The 19,002-nt window shown below is 56.1% G+C and carries 8 protein-coding genes; all 8 read left to right on the top strand.

Features of this window, described 5'->3' with window-relative positions; translation table 11 throughout:
- On the top strand, positions 1 to 1,683 hold the full coding sequence (locus IPM39_04510; GenBank protein ID MBK8985334.1) for a hypothetical protein: 1,683 nt from the start codon (positions 1 to 3) through the stop codon (positions 1,681 to 1,683).
- Positions 1,676 to 4,486, top strand: a complete 2,811-nt coding sequence (locus tag IPM39_04505) for a hypothetical protein (protein ID MBK8985333.1) — start codon at positions 1,676 to 1,678, stop codon at positions 4,484 to 4,486. Before IPM39_04510 ends, IPM39_04505 begins: the two co-directional genes overlap by 8 nt.
- Before the next feature lie 226 nt (positions 4,487 to 4,712).
- Positions 4,713 to 8,438 (top strand): CHAT domain-containing protein, encoded by a 3,726-nt coding sequence (locus tag IPM39_04500; protein ID MBK8985332.1) that lies wholly within the window; start codon positions 4,713 to 4,715, stop codon positions 8,436 to 8,438.
- A gap of 17 nt (positions 8,439 to 8,455) precedes the next feature.
- A complete protein-coding gene (locus IPM39_04495) occupies positions 8,456 to 10,588 on the top strand; it encodes a CHAT domain-containing protein (GenBank protein MBK8985331.1) in 2,133 nt (710 codons plus the stop codon).
- An 11-nt stretch (positions 10,589 to 10,599) separates the two neighbouring features.
- Positions 10,600 to 12,258 (top strand): hypothetical protein, encoded by a 1,659-nt coding sequence (locus IPM39_04490; protein ID MBK8985330.1) that lies wholly within the window; start codon positions 10,600 to 10,602, stop codon positions 12,256 to 12,258.
- Between the two features lie 4 nt (positions 12,259 to 12,262).
- Positions 12,263 to 13,222, top strand: a complete 960-nt coding sequence (locus IPM39_04485; protein MBK8985329.1) for an AAA family ATPase — start codon at positions 12,263 to 12,265, stop codon at positions 13,220 to 13,222.
- A gap of 97 nt (positions 13,223 to 13,319) precedes the next feature.
- Entirely contained in the window at positions 13,320 to 15,155 is a 1,836-nt protein-coding gene (locus tag IPM39_04480) for a hypothetical protein (GenBank protein MBK8985328.1), read from the top strand.
- Positions 15,152 to 16,768, top strand: coding sequence for a hypothetical protein (locus tag IPM39_04475; GenBank protein ID MBK8985327.1), 1,617 nt, complete (start codon positions 15,152 to 15,154; stop codon positions 16,766 to 16,768). Before IPM39_04480 ends, IPM39_04475 begins: the two co-directional genes overlap by 4 nt.
- Positions 16,769 to 19,002: the final 2,234 nt, after the last annotated feature.

Raw genomic sequence — 19,002 nt, 5'->3', positions numbered from 1 at the left:
ATGCCCATGATCAACCCTTACTGGATCGCCCCGATTTACCAAGAAGAAACAGGCCAGGACTACCTGGGCTTGCGGCTGGTGCAGGAGCATATGGTGGATTTCCTGTTGCCGGGCATCATCACCATTACGCCCCGCGCCCGGTATTATGCTTTTTACGCCTGGCTGCTGGTGGAATATGCACAGGAACACCCGGCCGGCTGGTCATTCAACCACTTTATCAAGCGTCGGGAGCAGATTTTTGGCCTGGCGAGCGTAGCCTACGATAGCTCCGTTGTAGGATTGGCCGGATACCAGAAATTTGCCATTCACTGGCAGCTTTATCAGGACGCGCCGGAAGTTCCCTTGACCGTGGATGATTACCTGCAAGCCAGTCGCGGCGGCTATGACGCTTACGCCGGAGTGATGCGCACCTTGGGACTGGTGGTTGAACATGAAAACCAACGAGGTTGGGAAGTGACGCTGCCAGGGCAAGAATTGGCGACCGCCTTTGCCCAGGCGATTGCGGGTACGGGCTATTATCGGGGGCGGCGCGTTTATGATGAGGCTGAATCTATCGAAACGGCCGTTCTCCAAGAATATGGCGCTGTCTGTTCTCTCAACCTGCTGTCCCAACACCCAGATCACCTGCCTACGCTGGAACGTCTTTTCGCTTTTAAGACGCCCTTTGCGCCCGACCCCCGCCAGCCCGAGAGCGAACGGCTGGGCAATATGCGCGGGACGTTAGGGCTGCTGCTGGATATGCTGGCCCAGGCTGACCAGCCCTTGCACGACGACTTGTTTCGTCGCCACGTCGCCAACGCCTCGTGCGCAGATTATGCTGCTTATCGGCCCGCCGATCTGCTGCGCCCAATTGCCGATCAGTGGCAAATGTACCAGTGGCGGGACAGTTACAGCTATGGCCTATATGCGCTGTGGACGTATTTTCTGCATTGGCTAAAGGGGGTAGAGAAAGGCACGTTTGCGGCGTTTATCGAGCACGTCACGGCCATTCTCTCGCCAACGGCCGTTGCCACCACCCTCACCGTCCCCCTGCCAAACCACGACATCAGCCCGCTACCCTTGCAGCAGCATCTAACTGACCTGCTGGATGCAACCGGCCTACCACCGGAAAGTTGGCGTGACCGCTGCCGCGCCTTTGCCGCCCACAGCCAGACGCCCCTGAATCCGCAAACCCTGCTCGAGCGGCTGACATCTCTCAAGCCAGCTGCGCCAGAGGCAGCTTATCTATCCCATAGCTGGCTCCTGCTGGTGGCTCTGTATCTGCGGCTGTCCGGTGTGCCCCAGGATACGGCCGCCTGGCATTGGGCAGAGGAAGGTGACATGCGCCGCCGTTCGCTCGCGCTGTTCGTTGCCGGAATGGATCAACGGCGAGAGAGCGGCGCATCGGTGCAGGAAACCTGGCAATGGCTGTTCCGCGATTACGTCATCGCCCAACACACGTTGGCTAGCCTGGACAAGTGGCGACAGCGCAAGGCCAACACCTTCCATTTCCGCTATGAAGATGGCTGGTTCGAGTACGTCCGCGACGGCCGCGCTGACCTGTCCGCCTCGCGTATTCGGCAGGCGATAGACATGCTCCACGATCTGGCGCTTTTCGACATAGACCCAGAAACTAACCGACCGTTCCTGACCGACCTGGGGCAGCAGACATTGCAGCGCATCCTGGAGAGTGCCGATGACTGACCCCGTCCCGCTAAATTTGCTCGACGCACTCACCGAACACCAGGGGTATGAAACGGCCGTTTACTGCACTTATGGCGTGGACCTGGCCTTCTTTGAGGAAGCGGTGTTACGGCCGTTGCGCCACAATCGCTGCCGCCGCCACATCATTTTCGTGGACGGCCGGCGCTATGCTGAGACCATCGAACAGTGGCGCGACTGCGCCCAATTCGTCGGGCATCACTATTTGCTCGTGCCCATCCATTTACCTCCATTTCAGGCGTTTCACCCCAAACTGACGCTGCTCCTGGGGCAGCAGCGAGGACGGCTGCTGGTGGGCAGTGGCAATCTCACCTTCACTGGCTTTGGGCACAATCACGAGCTTTACACTTGCCTGGATTGGACGCCGGATAAGCCAGAGGTTCTCCCACTGTTTCAGGCGGCCTGGCAGTTTATCGAAGCTATCCAGGCCCGCTGGGGGCACAATCGGTTGGCCCACGAAACGCTGCGCAAAACCACCTACCAGGCCCCCTGGCTGCAACAGACCGAAGGTGATTCCTCCGGCCATCTCGCTTTCTGGCACAGCTTACAGTCGCCCCTGCTAGACCAGCTAGAGCAGGCTGTCGGTGAGGAACGCGTGCGGCGGGTAACGGCAGTTACCCCCTTTCTGGATCGCCAGGCTCTGGCTGTTGCTGAACTCAACCGTCGTTTTCAACCGGACGAAATCCGCCTCGTTTTACAATCAGAACAAGCGGTTGGCGATGTGATCGCGTTGACGGAACTGCAAACGCAGGGCACGCCGCTGACCCTTTATCGGTTTGGCGATAGCAGCCGCTATTTACACGCCAAACTGCTGCTGTTGGAAACGGAAACGGCCGTCTACGCTCTCAGCGGCAGCGCTAACTGTACCCGCCCCGCACTGCTGGCTACACCAGAGGCGCATGGCAACGTGGAAACGGCGCTGCTGCGCCGGGCCGAACCGGCCGGCTACTTCAATTATTTACTACCAGCCGACCTGCTGCCCGATCATCCAATCACCCCGGCAGAAATAAGCCTGCGTCTACCTGAACTGACCGCTGTATCCGAGGACCAGGAAACGGCCGTCACTCCCATACACCTACTCGATTTACGCCTGGAGTCTGGTCTTCTCCATCTGCGCATCCACTGGAACAGGACGCTGCCGCCAACCAGCAGCGAATTACAGTTACGATTGGACACTGCGCCGCCTGTTTTCCTGCCGCTCACCCTGGTAGATGGGCAGCAGGAAACGGGCGTACCCATACCAAAGGAGTCGCGTGGCTTGTTTGAGCAGCCTATCTCCGGCAAGATAGTGGTCATAGAGGCAGGCGCGGGGTGGGCAACGGCCGTCAGTAATGCATTGTGGGTGACAAATGAAGCGGCCCTCAAACAGGCATCTGCCGCCGGTTGGTATGGCGGTAGCCCGGCCGCCGACGTATTGGCAGCAATGGCCGCCGAGTCGGAAGCGGAATGGCGGGATTTGTACGCTGAAATCCAGCGTTTGGTCTTATTGGATGTGGCGCAAGTCAGCCACCAACCCATCCCGGCCGAGAACTCTTCTCGCCACGCCAAGAGAACATCGCTGCCGGCCGTAGAACGAGAAACGAACATTACCCTGGCGACAGAGGAAAGCGCTCTGGCGTTAGCTGAGGATGAAGTGGTGGCAACGGCCGTTTCTCATGAAAGTGAACTGCAAGCCTTCTTCGACCACATTCGCCAGCGCTTGCCAGGCCAGCCCCCTGCGCAATCGGCTGGTTCACCCTCTGTCAGCGTTACGCAAACCGTCACGAAGCGGAAATGGACACCAGAGCGCCATACCAAGACCCGCTTCGTCAACCTCGTCAAAAAATATATTGGCAGTCTGCGGAACCCGATTTATCGCCAGCAAACGGCCGTGCGCGACAGCCTCATCCACTACGTTGTTTTCCAGCGCATTGTCTGGCTGCTGCATACGCACCAGGGTTTAGACACGGCCGAATATCTGGGTTATTGGCGTGACATGAACGCCGGATTTTTTGGTGTGGGGTTATCAGAGTCACCGGCGAAGTCACCCCTGCTGCGGCAGCATTGCCGCTATGCCTGGCGAGAAGAGTGGATGGAAACGGCCGTTCCCCTCTGCGCCCTGACCATTTTGTGGCAAACTGATCAGATAGTGACGCAGCAGCCAGAGTTCATACCGGCAGAGGAATGGGCCGCAGAAAAATGGCACATCCTGGCCTTTTTGCGCGTGGTCGTTGATTGGGACAACCTGCGCCAAAATCTGGAATCGCTTGTCCCCCTGGCGGAAGTGGCCGACCTTTATGGGCAGCCGGTGGAGGAATTGGAGCTCGCCCTGCTGCCCTGGCTGGATACCGGTCTGGAGGAGATTGCTGATGGTTTGCAGCATTGGCTGGCTACGGCCACGTTTGACCCACAGGCAGTCACCGAGCCGCAGCAAGCCAATTTGCTGTACCAGGCCAACGTGGATTACCGGCGCGCCTTGTTCCATCTTTACCAACAAATGGGCGAAGCGGCTAAGCAGCGGCACATAGCCAATGAATTAATCTTTTGGGCGCGGCGAGCCAATGACCATGAAGAGTCGCACAAGTGGCGAGAGCTTTTGATTGCATTATATCGGGCAGAGGGGGATGAGCGGGGAACGGCCGTTGCCCTCTACCGCCAGGCGCAACAGCACCTGCGCGACCGGGAATATGCCCTGGCGGAGCAGTTGGCCCAGGAAGCGCTGGCACTGGCTAACCACCTTAGGGATGAGGGGATGAAGCAACGGTGTGAGCGTTTGCTCGCCTCCATCGAGTTTCTGACGCGATAGCTAGTTTCACTTGTCCTTTCGCTTTACAACCTGGCACTCCTCCACCATAATTGCTTCATCGTGTTCATTGTTTAACACAGGAGACGTTTCATGCCCCATTCTCTCGCTCACCAGGCCAACCTGAACTGCCCCAATTGTGGGCGCTCCTTTACCGCTGACATCTGGCTCAATGTAGATACCAATGAACGGCCAAGTTACATGCTAACCTCGCATCAGAAGGCATCAAATGAACATTCTTAGACGACTGTTTGGAAAACGGCCGCAACCTGTCGAAAAAAAAACTTCTATAAGCAACATCCTGACACTACCGCCCCAATTCCAGGCGGACTTGCAACAAGCAGAGATTGGTGAGCAGAGCTTCATGCAGCGTGGCGACCGGCGAGGCCTGAACGAAGCGGCTGCCGCCTGGGAACGTATCTTGCAGCACCCCACCTTCAACAATGCGCCAGAACGCTTTCAGTTGGCGGCCTACAATGATGGCGGCGGCGTCTTTTTACGCCGCTTCTGGGCGCAGGGGCAGATCGTCGATCTCAACCGCGCTCTGGAATTGTGGCAAACGGCCGTGCAGCGTACCCCGCCCGATTCCCCCGACCTGCCTTCTCGCCTCAACAACCTGGGGGTAGGCCTCAGCGACCGTTACGATCGCACCGGCCAGTTAGCCGACCTGGAAGAAGCCATTGGCGTCTGGGAAACTGCCGTGAGGCGCACCCATCCTGACGCCTTCGACTTGCCTATGTATCTCGGGAACCTGGGGGGTGGCCTCCGCGCCCGCTACGCCCATACCGGCCAGTTGGTCGACCTGGAAGAAGCCATCAGTGTCTATCAGACGGCGGTGCAGCGCACGCCGCCCGATTCCCCAGACCTGCCTATGTACCTCAACAACCTAGGGAATGGCCTCAGCGACCGCTACGCCCACACCGGTCAATTGACTGATCTTGAGGAAGCGATCCGCATCTCTCAGATGGCCGTGCAGCGCACTCTGCCCGATTCCCCCAATTTGCCTGCCCTCCTCAACAATCTGGGGATTGGCCTCAGTGACCGCTACGCCCGCACCGGCCAGTTGGCCGACTTGGAAGAAGCGATCCGAGTCTATCAGACGGCCTTGCAGCGCACCCTGCCCGATTCCCCTGACCTGGCTGCTCGCCTCAATAACTTGGGTGGTGGCCTAAGCAACCGCTACGCTTGCACCGGCCAGTTGGCCGACCTTGAAGATGCCATCAGCGCCTGGGAAACTGCCGTGAGGCATACCCCGCCCAATGCCCTTGTCCTGCCAGCCCTCCTCAGCAACCTGGGGGGTGGCCTCTATGACCGCTACGCCCGTACCGGCCAGTTAGCCGATCTCGAGGAAGCCATCCGCGTCTATGAGACAGCCGTGCAGCGCACGCCGCCCGATTCCCCAGACCTGCCTTCTCGCCTTAACAATCTGGGGAATGGCATCCGCGGCCGTTATGCACACACCGGCCAGTTGGCCGACCTGGAACAAGCCATCAGCGCCTATCAGACGGCCGTGCAGCGCACTCCGCCCGATTCCCCAGAGTTGCCGGCTCGCCTCAACAACCTGGGAGCTGGTCTCAGCAACCGCTACGCCCGCACCGGCCAGTTGGCCGACCTGGAAGAAGCGATCCGGGTCTATGAGACGGCGGTGCAGCGCACGCCGCCCGATTCCCCAGACCTGCCCATGTACCTCAGCAACCTTGGGGCTGGTCTCAGCGACCGCTACGCCCGCACCGGCCAGTTGGCCGACCTGGAAGAAGCGATCCGGGTCTATGAGACGGCGGTGCAGCGCATGCCGCCCGATTCCCCAGACCTGCCTTCTCGCCTCAGCAATCTGGGGACTGGCCTCCGTGACCGCTACGCCCGCACCGGCCAGTTGGTCGACCTGGAAGAAGCCATCGTCGTCCATCAGACGGCCGTGCAACGCACGACCTCGGATTCCCCTAACCTTCCTGCTCGCCTCAACAACCTGGGGAATGGCCTCCGCGGCCGTTATGCCCACACCGGCCAGTTGGCCGACTTGGAAAAGGCCATTGGCGCATGGCAGACGGTCGTGCAGTGTACCCCGCCCGATTCCCCTGACCTGCCCATGTACCTCAATAACCTTGGGACTGGCCTCTACGCCTGCTACGCCCATACCGGCCAGTTGGCTAACCTGGAAGAAGCCATCGGTAACTACGAGCAAGCATGTCAGTTGGGGCAGGAACGGCAACCGGAAGTTACCCTCGGAGCCTCTCGCAGTTGGGGCGGTTGGGCATTGGCGCGGCATACCTGGGATGAAGCCGTTCGTGCCTATCGGTACGGCCTGACAGCGCTGGATCAGCTCTACCAGACCCAACTCTTGCAGCACGAGCAGCAAAGCTGGCAGCGCGAAGGGCAGGGATTATACGCCCAGACTGCCTACGCCCTGGCCCGCACTAGGGATTTGTCCGCCGCCGCCGTCGCCCTAGAACATGGGCAGGCGCGTGGCCTCAACGACCGGCTGGCCCGCGACGAAGCCGACTTGTTGCAGATGCAGCAGCAATCGCCTGCCCTGTTCCAACAGTATCAGGCGGTGGCCGAACGCCTACGCCAGCTTGAAGCGGCCGAACGGCAAGAGCGCCTGATTAGTTCCGGCACCGCTACACTGCCGGACTGGGCAGCCCACCGCCAACAGGTACAGCAAGCCCGAACCGACCTGCAAACGGCTATCGCTGCTATTCGCCAGCTTGACTGTTACGGTGAATTCTTGCAACCGCCGGAATTTGCAGATGTGGTGACTGCCGTGCGGCCCGGCCATCCACTCGCCTACCTGGTCACCACCCCTGTTGGCAGCCTGGCCCTCCTGCTCCACCGTCCGGCCGCTAACGCGGATGTCACTATTGAACCCTGTTGGGCCGACGCCTTCACGGAGGATGACCTCAGCGCTTTCCTGGTCAAACGAGAGAACGGCGAAGAGCCAGGTGGCTATTTGCTGGGACAATTCTTCAGCGGGCCAACGCTGCAAACGGCGTTGGCCGAAGGGCTGCCGCTCCTGGGTGAAACACTGTTAGCGCCTCTGGCGCAGAGGTTAGAAGCCCTCGATCTCCAGCGCGTCACCCTCATCCCCGGCGGGCGGCTCAACCTGCTGCCGCTCCATGCAGCCACTATCGCGGTCAATGGCCAACCTGCTATCTTCAGCGACCTGTTTGCCGTCAGCTATGCTCCCTCCGCCCGCGCCCTGTCTCTCAGCTACCACCGCCGCCGGGAGTACGAGGCAACCACGCCCTGCCTGTTGGCCGTGGGCAATCCCCTGCCGCTGCCCGATGACGCATCCCCATTACCATACGCCCGTCTAGAAGCAGAAGAAATTGCTCGCCGCTTCGGTCAGGGGGCGCATCTGGTCTGTGCAGAAGCGGCAACCCACGCTGCCATCGCCGCCGCCATGCCCGGCCGTACCCATCTCCATTTTGCCTGTCACGGGCAGTTCGACCCGGAAAAGCCCCTGGAATCCGGCCTGCTCCTGGGCGGTAACACCCTCACCCTGCGCCAGATTCTCGACGACATCACCCTGCGCGGCGTCCGCCTGGCCGTCCTCTCCGCCTGCCAGACGGCCATCAGTGACTACAAAGAGCTGCCGGATGAAGTCATTGGCTTGCCCGCCGCTTTCTTGCAAGCGGGCGCGGGCGGGGTATTGGGCAGCTTGTGGCCGGTCAATGATTTGTCCACCATGCTGTTGATGGACCGTTTTTATCATCTGCACCTGGATGAAAGGGTGGAAGCGGCTATTGCTTTGCAAAGGGCGCAGAGTTGGCTGAGGGAGGTGACGGCTGGGGAATTGGCGGAGCGTTTTGGCGAAGAGCGGATGAAGTTGAAGGGTAGCCGGTTGATACTAGCGGAGGCAAGTGAGTATTGGCGGCGTTTTGCATCACTGGAACCGGAGGAACGGCCGTTTGCCGATCCCTATTACTGGGCCGCCTTCACCTTCACCGGCGCCTGAGTTAAGGAAGAAAGAGCATGAGCTACCTGAATAATATCGCGGCAATTGTCGAAGCGGTTTTGCAGCAGTGGGAAGAGATTAAAGGGCGCACTGGCGATGAATGGTCAGAGCTAGAGAGAAAACTGCTTGCCGTTCTGCGTGACCTGGTAGAGGCAACAGACGAAGCGCAGGCTAAAGAGCTGATCACCGAATTGCTGTTTCTTGGCTATTACACCCCGGCCGGTGCTATCTTTCGCCGCATCATGCAGGCGTATCCGTTGGACAGCGGGGTGGTGGAAGTCTCCAGGTTAGGCAGTCACTTTATAACCTACAAAGGTTCCTCTCTGGAGAGTGCGAGCGCAAATGAAGTCGTGACCCTGGTCTCGCTCAAAGCAGGTATTGCGGAAATAGTGGTGTTGCTACAGTCCCCAACCTTGCCGGACGTTTCTACTACCGCGGCCCGTTTCCTGAACAGCGGTTTCTTCACAGTTAAAGGACAATATGTAGAACCGGATACACCTCTTGCGCTGAATCAAGGCCCCTATCAACTGGTCGTCAACATTGGTGCATTCTGGGGATCGGGCACAGCCGATTCACCCTTCCCACAGATCCCTGATGACCTGTACGAAGATGATAATACCCTTTCCCTCAACGTGATAGCCCGCACTTCGGACAATGGGCTGCAAATCCAAAACCCACAACAAACACTTGCGCTGCCAAAAGAAGGTGATAGTTCGCCAGTAGTATTCGCCCTGCAGCTTGGCCAAACCGGCAAATTTACCATTGATGTGGGCGTGTTCTATCACGGTCATCTGCTGCAATCCCGCCGTATCGAATTCAAAGTTGTATCAAATGATATGGAACCACTGCCCCTCTCAGCCTGGCCGGTACAGGATGGCTACATCACCTTCACTCGAACTGCGCATCTCACTCGCGAGGCGCTTGCACCCCTGGCCGCCGCGCCACGCCGCCTCACCATTCTGGCGGAACGGGATGCCAGCTACCAAAATATCGCCATTCGAGTGTATGACAACAGTGGGGATGGGTTGGCATTACGGCCGTCGCTGCTCACCGACGCCAACTTGACCCCGCTGCTCAATGGGCTGCGTAACCGGCTGCTGGCAACCATGCAGGCGTATACAGGTGGTATAGGCGGTTCTGAACCGGAATTGGCAGAGCATCTGGGGCAATTAGCCAATGCCGGGTACGCTTTCTACCGCAATTTGCTGCCCGATTTACGCGACGCTAACGGGCTAACTGAACACGGTTTACGTCTACAGTCGGCGCTGCAAACGGGTAGCGTTATCCAGATTGCCCCCTTATCGGCGCAGGTGAGCGTGCCCTGGGAACTGGTCTACGAACGGCCGATTCACTCCCAACGCCTCAATCTCTGCGCCACCTTCCGCGAACATGGGCCAGACCCGGCCGACTGCCCGCACTATGGCGACGCGGCATTTGTTTGTCCGCATGGATTTTGGGGCTACCGTTACATCATCGAACAACTCCCCTGTCGCGTGGAACGGAACGCCATGCCGGGTAAACAAACGCTGCCCCTGTTTATCCCCAACGGCCGTCCCCTGCAACTGACAGCACTCACTTATGATACCGGGACTCTCTTCGCGCGCCATTGGCATAACTTGCGCAGTCTGGCCGCGCCAGCGCAGTTACAAATTCAGCAAGTCGCAGATTGGGATGGCGCCGCTCGCTTTTTTGCCAACCGGGCGTCGCCTCCTGCGCACCTCGTCTATTTCTATGCCCATGGCGGCAAGAACGACATCGGTCAGCCTTACCTGCAACTTTCCGATGAGAGCCGCATCACCAGCAACGACCTCGATGCCTGGCAGGTCAACTGGCAACAAACGCAGCCCCTGGTCATCCTCAATGCATGTGAATCGGCCGATTATGATCCCAACGATTTTGAAAACCTGATTCTCTTCTTCAGCCAGCGCGGCGCGGCGGGCGTCATCGGTACGCAGTGCGTTGTGAAAGAGAAATTGGCCGATGCCTTTATCCTGCCCTTCTTCGCCCATTTTTTGCGCCAGATGCCCGCCGGGGCGGCGCTATTCGCCGCCCGTCGTCAGCTTTTGTATGATCATCTCGATCCACGCGGTCTGGTCTACAGTCTTTTCGCCGCTGCCGAAGTGAAACTGGCCCAACCCGCCCTTGAGTAGGAGGTATACACATGAAGCAACAAAGAAAACGCTTGTGGTTTATCAGCCTGATCTTCCTGCTTCTGTTGGTCGTCATTCCCGCTGCCTTTGCCCAAGAATCTACGCCCACACTCACCCTGACTGTCGCCGGTGAAGATAATCCACTCATTATACGTGGCCGTCTGGATGGACAGACCAACAGTTTCAGTGGCAATGTGCGTCTGACGGTCAGCGGCGGCGACGCGGCCGATTTACGCCTGTTAGCATCAGATTTGCAGCACGACAGCCTGGCTGCGTTGCGCATTGACCGCAGTAACATCGCCATCCCGGCCGGGGTCAATCTCAGCGCCGGACAGCCCCGCGACGTGCGCGTTACAGTGAACAACCTCAACCGCCCCGGCGTTTACAGCGGCATCTTGAAGTTTTTGCTGCCCGGTCAACGCGAAGCCGATGCGCTCGTCATTCCCCTCGAGATTTACCTGGATGCTGTCCCCAAAGTTGTGCCAGTGACGCCCACTCTCTCCTGGCAGGTGGTGCGCTGCGACCATTGGCTGGATTGCCGCCTGGCAGCCTGGCTGTTGCCTCCCAGCGCGACGCAAGATGATTGGGAAGTGTGGCTAGATAATCAAACAGCGCAGGCGGTCGAAGTGACCGGTGGTGTGACCGTGCTGCACGGAGCCAGAGGCGGCGACACGGCTCGCGCGGATGATGTCTTGTTGGCCGTACCCCATACGCTGCCCGCCAACCAGGTAGCGCCGATTGCCGTCACCATCAACCGGCAGCAGTTAGCGCCAGACAGTTACCAGGGCACGCTGCGCTTTAAGCTGGCAACCGTAGATGAACCGGTGGCAATCCCAACCACCATAGCTGTGCGCCAGGGGCCGTTTTGGGTGCTGGTCGTTGTTTTGGTGGGTATTCTGTTGGGCCGCCTGGTACGGGATATGGAGAGGGATACGGCGCAGGCGCAGGTAAAGCTGTTGCCGGAGTATTTACGTTTGCAGGCAGAAACAAACAACCTGAAAGAGGCTGAGGCTAAAACAGATGCGCTGGCACAATTAAAGGATTTCAAGCAACGCCTGGATAAGGGAAAAGAAACGCAGGAAGTCCTGTCGCCGATTCTGGAAATGATTGCGGCGCGCATCAGATTTTATGCGGGTTTAGAAACATTGGCTGATAGCCTGGATAGTTTAGACTATACGCTGAAGGCCAAATTGGCCGAGAAATTCACTGCGGCGCGAAAGGCTGTGCGCGACGGCAAGCAAGGCGACGCCGAAAAATATTACGCGGAGATCAAACAGGAAATAGAAAAAACTGCCGAGGACAGTTCGCTAAGAGGCGATGGCAAGAATGTACGCGAAGCAATCGTCAAAGAGTTGGCGGCATTGCAAGAGAACATAGAGCGGCTGGCAACGCCTGTCATAACCAAAACGACCTCCATCTGGTTACGACTCCTGGCCTGGCTGTCCGGAATTCGTCTAAATGCTGACGTGCGCTTCTGGGTTGTTCGGCCGATTTTGTCTTTGACGCTGCTTGTTTTACTGGTCTTGTGGGGGATGCAAGCGTTATACGTAACTGCCGGAGCAACCTTTGGCGCAGCAGGAATTTATGATTATACTGCGTTACTATTGTGGGGACTGACGGCCGATGTGGTTAGTCGCAGCCTGAGTAACTTGCCAGCAAAACTGGGATAAAAAGATGCAAGAAGAACAAGAAACAAAAAACAAGGAAATTCCCCTCTTGCCCTACTGCAAAGTTGTGGAGCAAGACGACTTGAAGCTCGCTTTGGAAGTGGCCTACATTGCTGGTTCCCGCATCGGCGGCGTACTGGTCAGCGGTCATCGCGGTACGGGTAAATCTACCATGGTGCGTGCCTTTGCGCAGATGATGTACGGCAGCCTGCCGATCACGCTGCCCATTAATGCTACCGAAGATCGGGTGGTGGGTAGTTACTTTGTGGATAAACTGTTGCAAGGCAAAGGTGAATGGCAAGAGGGATTGTTGGTGCAGGCCAACAACAAAATTCTCTACATTGACGAAGTCAATCTGTTGGATGACCATATCGTCAACATCATCCTGGACACAGCCGCGACTGGGAAGCTCTCTATTCAACGACAGGGGGCAGACAAAACAGTTGATACCCGCTTTCTACTAGTGGGCACGATGAACCCGGAAGAAGGGCATTTGCGGCCACAACTGCGTGACCGTTTCGGCCTGATGGTGCAGGTGACAACGAAGCCAGCCTCTCGCGCCAAGATATTGAAAACAGTATTGGGATTTGACATCGCCCTGGCGCAGTATGAAAAGGGGGAACTGCACGAGTTTGTTGTCAACGGCCGTGCTGAAGATGCTAAAAAGAAAAACGAGTTGGAAGCAGCCAAAGCCAGAGTCCATACTCTTAATATGCCAGATGAAGTTAGCCAGCGTTGTGTTGCCATAGCCGAGAAGTTTGAAGCGGTCGGCCATCGCGGTGATTATATGATGGCTTTGGCGGCGCGCGCCCTGGCTGCCCGCGAGGGCGTGGATACCACCTCACTGGCTCACTTGCAACGAGTCGCGCCTTTTGTACTGGCGCACCGTCGCCCACGCCGTGAAGAGTGGACGGAAGAAGATGATAAACAATTACAATCGCTTTTTGAGCAGGCAGAAATCGCCTGACAAGCACCATAGTTGACTGATGAACGCGCCTTTCACTTTAGACAATCCTTTACTGCGCGGGCTAGCCTGTGCGGCGCTTGAGCCAGAACTTCGCCGAGTGCTCGTTTTTGATGCCTCGTTTGAGACATTGGAAACGGCCGTTCCTCTCTTTCAGGCCATGCTGCAAACGACGACAGGCGCGAAGGTAAAGGTCGTCAACCTGGCCGTCACGGCCCTGGATGATGCCTTGTGGGGCAGTCTGACACCTGACTTACCAGAAGCCAATAGCAAGTCCCCCTTGTCAACTGGCCTGACCGTAAACTGGCAGGATGGCTTATTGACGCAAAACCGCGCATCAGCCGATTGGCTGCTGGTGGTTATTCCCGATTTAACGCGTCTCAATCTGGCTGCTGCCCGCACCTGTATTCTGCTACTGGACACGCCCGTTGCCCATTTGCAGCGTCACGGTCAGGACGCGGCCTGGCAGCCGCGTATTTGCTGGCTAGCTGCCTGCGCCCGCGAGCACGTTGGCCGCGTTTCGCTTCACCTGCTAGACCGCTTTTCACTGCGCCTCACCCCGCCAGAAGACAATCCAGGTCGGAAACCCGCAGACATACTATCCTGGCTGCAAGACACACACGAATTTTTGCCAGAATTAGGTGATATAGGGTCAAATGAGTTGCCCCAAGAGATCAATGATGCGCTTCAAACGGCCGTGAAACAGCAGGCAGTGATGACGGATGCGGCCGTTGCCAGCATTCTGACCTACATTTCACCCAAAACAGTGGGCATTCGACGCGAACTGGCGCTGGCGCGGTTAAGCGTGGCGGAAGCTCGCCTGTCGGAGGCCAAAGAGGTGCAAGCATTGCATGTCGGCCTGGCTGCCAGGTTGATAGGCTTATCTTCACCTCTTTCTAACCAGGACTCGCCCACGGCCACTCCCCCCGCGCCAGCGGAGGATGACACTGCGCGCACACCACAGGATTTTGCCGGTGTGGATAGTTTGCCCGATAACCAACAAACCATGCCAGGCCCATCGTCTTCTACGGATTCTTCACCCGTCTATGATTCCGGTGAGCCGGAAATTCAGAAGGTCTCTCCCGCCTTGCCCCCACCACCTTATCCTGAAGATACAGCAGCAATCGAGCGCGAACTATTTGCTTTGCGCCTGCCGCTGCGCCGTTACACGGCAACGTCCGTTGATCGCGGCGTGGTGATCGGGGATCAACCAACCAACTCATTACACGACCTGGCGCTGCTACCTACCATCCTGGAAGCGGCTCTATACCAAAGGGTACGCCAGCCAGAAGGGGGAGAGGGAGACGGCCGTTTACGCATTTATCCCAGTGACTTACGTCGCCACCGCCGCACCCCGGCGGCCGAACAGATGCTCTTAATCTTGCTCGACTACACAAGCCTGCGCGACTGTCAGTGGCAGGAAGCGCTGCTGCCCCATTTGCGCTGGGCCTATGTGATGCGGGCCAGCGTGGGCATTGTGCAGGTGGGTGTAGCCGACGCTATTGACGAACTGCGGGCGCAGAAGGTCACGGCCAACAGCATCCTGACGCCGCGCATCGGCCAGGCATTAGCCGCGCCGCCAGGCCGGGCCACACCGCTGGCGCATGGGCTGGAGTTGGCTTACCAGATGTTGCAGCAGGCGCAAGAGCACGGCCGTCACCTGGTCCAACATACCCGCTTCGTGATCCTCACCGATGGGCGCGGCAATGTACCTTTAGACGCTAGTCATCGTGGCGAAATTCAGCGACCAGTGCGACGGGAAGGCATTGAAGACGCGCTGAAAGTCGCCAGAGAATTCCACAGCCTGAAACGCGTGCTGCCCATTTTGCTCGATCCGCAGCCCATTTACCATGCTGAATTACCGGGTGAACTGGCCGCCGCGTTAGCGGCCGTTCATGAAAAAATTCCGCCGGTAAAGGAGGCGGAGTTGAGGTGAGCGACGGTTTCCCCATTGCCGATGCCACGCAAGACGCTTTTCGTCACCGGCCTGATACGCCCAAAAGACCTACGTATACGGCCGTTGATTTCCGCATGCAGCTTGTGGAAATTGGTTCGGCTGATGGATCGACAAACATCATTCTTCTGGAACCGGGCAAACAGTACCGGGTAAAAGTGTGGACAGAGCCGGCGACGGCGCAACATGAGAAAAGTGTCTTCACCACCTCTCCTCGCACATTATGGCTCACCTTGAAACGCGGCAATGATCTCATTTACGAAGTCCAACCGATGCCGCAATTCCGCGAGGTGCCTGCGAATGCCACGCAATTTCAGTGCGAATTTGACCTGCTCATGCCCGACGCACTGCCAGATACAGACGCCACGCTTTGTCTTGCATACGAAAAATCTGGAGTGGCTATTCTCAAACAGCCGGTCAAGTTGGCAGGGACTTATAATCCGATAGATACGACATTGGCCGAGAAATGTCGCATCAACCCGGCTATTGAACGCCCGGAGAAAACTGCCTTCTTGTACGTGTCTAAAGCGCCGGGTGATCGAGAGATTAGCCTGGTTGGATGGGGGCACTACAAAGGGCACACCTTTACAGTCCCTACATTTGAAGTAGCATCAAATATTAGTCTTGGGAATTTCATATCAGGCAGCTTACCTGCCGATGTGAGATTTTTCGCCGGCGCCATGATTGGGCGCATCGAACATTTTTTTACCTACTCGGCAAGTGCGTTAACCCAATGGTTGGACAGGTTGTACGACCAGCATGGCAAAGAACTGGTATTGATCATCACCGATCTAACCGATTACGAAGTTCCCTGGGAACTGTATCCTTTTTCTGGCGATAGGTCTGGCAGCGACAAATATCTGGGCGCTAACATTTCTGTGGTGCGTTGGGGTGTCTTTCGTAATGTACAAACAAAAAGGGATTTCTTTGTTTCTGTATGTGAAGAACATCATGTCGGCCAGACGGTCGCCTACATTGACCCGTTTGAAAATCATCTCTACGATGAAGAAAAAAAATTGCTCCAAAGGCTGGCGAATAGACCTCTGCCCAACAACAGCGCCTTATACCAAAAACTAGAAGCGCTACATGATACGGGGATGGTTTACATCGGTTCTCATGGCACGTTTGTTCACGATGAAATTTTTCAAACGGGTTTGGGACATCGAGACAATCCCACAGGGCGAATTTTGCTTTTCAAACTCAGCGGAATACCTGCTTGCCACACAAAGCGCCCCGTGTTCTTTGTCAACGCTTGTAATTCAGCCCGCTGGCATCGCGTCAGCACCAAAGAATATCTTGGTTTGCATGAAGTGATTCTGGCGAATTTTGCCAGCGCCTACATCGGCACATCCGGCCCGGTAAACGCGAAATTCACCCTGGAAGTGGCCCAATTCATTTTGCCACAACCAGAAGAAGCAGCGGTAGGCATCTCCCTGGCCCGGCGACTGCGCGATTTTCGCGCCCAAATTGTAACCAAGTACCTGGGAGAAGAAGACGAAAAGGTTTTGTACGCGTTCATGTACGTCTACTATGGTAATCCATTGGCGTATCTGCACCTTTCCCCTGCGCAGATAGGAGAGGTTGGCGATGATTAATACCGAACAGCGCGAGGTGGCTATCAAAGCCCTCATCAGCTACCCACACGAAGCGGAAGTAGGCCAGACGTATCTGATGACAATTGACGTAGAGACCGACATAGACAAGAGCGGGAAAGACTGGCCGTATACAGAGGAGGAGTATGCCCTGTACTGCATCCTTGACACGGAACCATTATTCACACATGAAGCCTTAGGGAAGCCGGCTATCATTCTAAATCGTTTTGGCGGATCATACGCTCCGGCTACCTTCCTACTGACCGCTGCCACACAACTCCAATCTGGTGCAATGGCAGTTACTTTGATTAGCGAGCAAGGCATGCCTCTTCATCAAGTGACCTTGCCGGATATTAACATCGTTTGGGCTACTAAGGGAGGTGTAAAAGCTACTAAACTCAAACCTGAAACCGTTGTATCCACACTACCTAAACCGACTCTGCATAATTTACCTGCACGCACCGCTTTTTTCACAGGCAGGGAAGAAATACTGTTTCATCTAGAGCAACAGTTTACATTCCAAGAGGACACTACCTCTCTAGGGTGTGTTATTGGTTTAGGTGGAGTTGGTAAGTCTCAGTTAGCGTTAGAATACGCCTATCGGAATCGGGATAATTATGATTTTGTTTGGTGGTTACCGGCTGACAACCTGCAAAATCTGTTAAATTCCTATATGGAATTGGGTCGAGCATTGAATTTAGACAGTTTATCAGGTGATTTAACCGAGCAGGCAAAAACTGTTTTAAATTGGTTAAGACAAACAGATCACCAGTGGCTCTTAGTTATTGACAACGCAGACTTGACACCATCGGAAATCGCCAATTACCTGCCTTTGTCGGGGCACGGTCAAGTCTTAGTAACATCTCGTAGCCCAGTATGGCCCAGTGATTTTCATATTGCAGAGCTTGATGTGTTTACAACAGAAGAGGCTATTGAATTTCTGCAGGCAAGATTGCCGGAAGAATGCTTTGCTATCCCTGATGATTTATTGGGGTCTGTTATCAAGGATAAGAAATCAAATGAAGCAGCCGAAGAGGGCAATGCAGGTGAAATTGCTTTGGAGGAATTGGAAGCAGAAAGATCGGATTTATTAGTACAAGAGGCAATATCTGTTTTCCTGGAACATTTGGCAATCGAATTGGGTCATTTGCCTTTTGCGCTGGAATTGGCAGCAGCCTATATGTCAGCGAATCGAACGGATATTGCCACTTATTTGAATTTGCTCAAAACGCATCGCCAAGGAACCTCTGCTGCAGGCGAAGCAACAGATGCCCTCTCATCCACGTTGAATGCGATCTGGCAAATCACTTTTGAGCAGCTAAATGAAACAGAGGGAGCATCACCCCTATTGTCGTTGTGCAGTTTCCTCGCCTCAGAAAACCTACCGCTAAATGCGTTTAAAAAACTAGATTCATCTCAAATAGATGCAGCGCTAATTCCGGTTCTAACTGATGAATCCAAATGGAATGGGGCTTTGGATATCCTGATTCGAACCTCTGTCTTTGTCCAAACTGATGACGTGATATCCATTCATTCCCTTGTTCAGGCTATGTCGCGGGACAGGTTGAAATTCCAGGAAGCAGCCAGGTGGGTGCAGATTTGCGCCGATTTATTGAATGTCGTTTATGATCTGGATGTATATGATTTACGTACCTGGAGAGCAACAGGCCAACTGCTTCCCCATTTGCGTACCGTAACAGATTGGGCAGAGAAATATAAAGTAGAAGGAGAAGCAGTTGCATCATTAAGCAATACAGTAGGATTGTATTTAAGAATCGTTGTAGGCGACTATACAGGAGCACGGCCGTACTTTGAACGTGCCCTGGCTGCAGCTGAAAAGACACTAGGCTCGGAACATCCATTAACTGCTATAACCCTGAATAATCTGGGAGCTTTATTGCAGGCTACGGGGAACTACACAGCGGCACGACCGTACCTGGGGCGTGCCTTGGCCATCCGAGAAAAGGTGCTTGGTCCTGACCATCCGGATACAGCAACCGGCCTCAACAACCTGGCCAATCTCTTACAATCCATGGGTAACTACGCTGAGGCACGCCCCTATTATGAACGCGGTTTGGCAGTTCATGAAAAAGCGATTGGCCCCCATCACCCAGAAGTTGCCAGCAACCTTAACAATTTAGGTCTACTTTTGCAAAACATGGGTGACCTAGCGGGGGCACAGTCGTATTTTGAACGCGCCCTGGGCATCCGAGAGCAAGCCCTCGGCCCCACCCATC

Source organism: Candidatus Leptovillus gracilis (genome assembly GCA_016716065.1).
Classification (GTDB): domain Bacteria; phylum Chloroflexota; class Anaerolineae; order Promineifilales; family Promineifilaceae; genus Leptovillus; species Leptovillus gracilis.
The sequence above is the reverse complement of the archived record's forward strand: the minus strand, read 5'-3'. Positions and strand labels throughout refer to the sequence as shown.

Excerpts from the sequence above, each read along its gene's own strand:
- IPM39_04490 (MBK8985330.1), top strand. The coding sequence starts at position 10,600 with ATGAAGCAACAAAGAAAACGCTTGTGGTTTATCAGCCTGATCTTCCTG.
- IPM39_04510 (MBK8985334.1), top strand. The coding sequence starts at position 1 with ATGCCCATGATCAACCCTTACTGGATCGCCCCGATTTACCAAGAAGAA.
- IPM39_04495 (MBK8985331.1), top strand. The coding sequence starts at position 8,456 with ATGAGCTACCTGAATAATATCGCGGCAATTGTCGAAGCGGTTTTGCAG.
- IPM39_04505 (MBK8985333.1), top strand. The coding sequence starts at position 1,676 with ATGACTGACCCCGTCCCGCTAAATTTGCTCGACGCACTCACCGAACAC.
- IPM39_04485 (MBK8985329.1), top strand. The coding sequence starts at position 12,263 with ATGCAAGAAGAACAAGAAACAAAAAACAAGGAAATTCCCCTCTTGCCC.
- IPM39_04500 (MBK8985332.1), top strand. The coding sequence starts at position 4,713 with ATGAACATTCTTAGACGACTGTTTGGAAAACGGCCGCAACCTGTCGAA.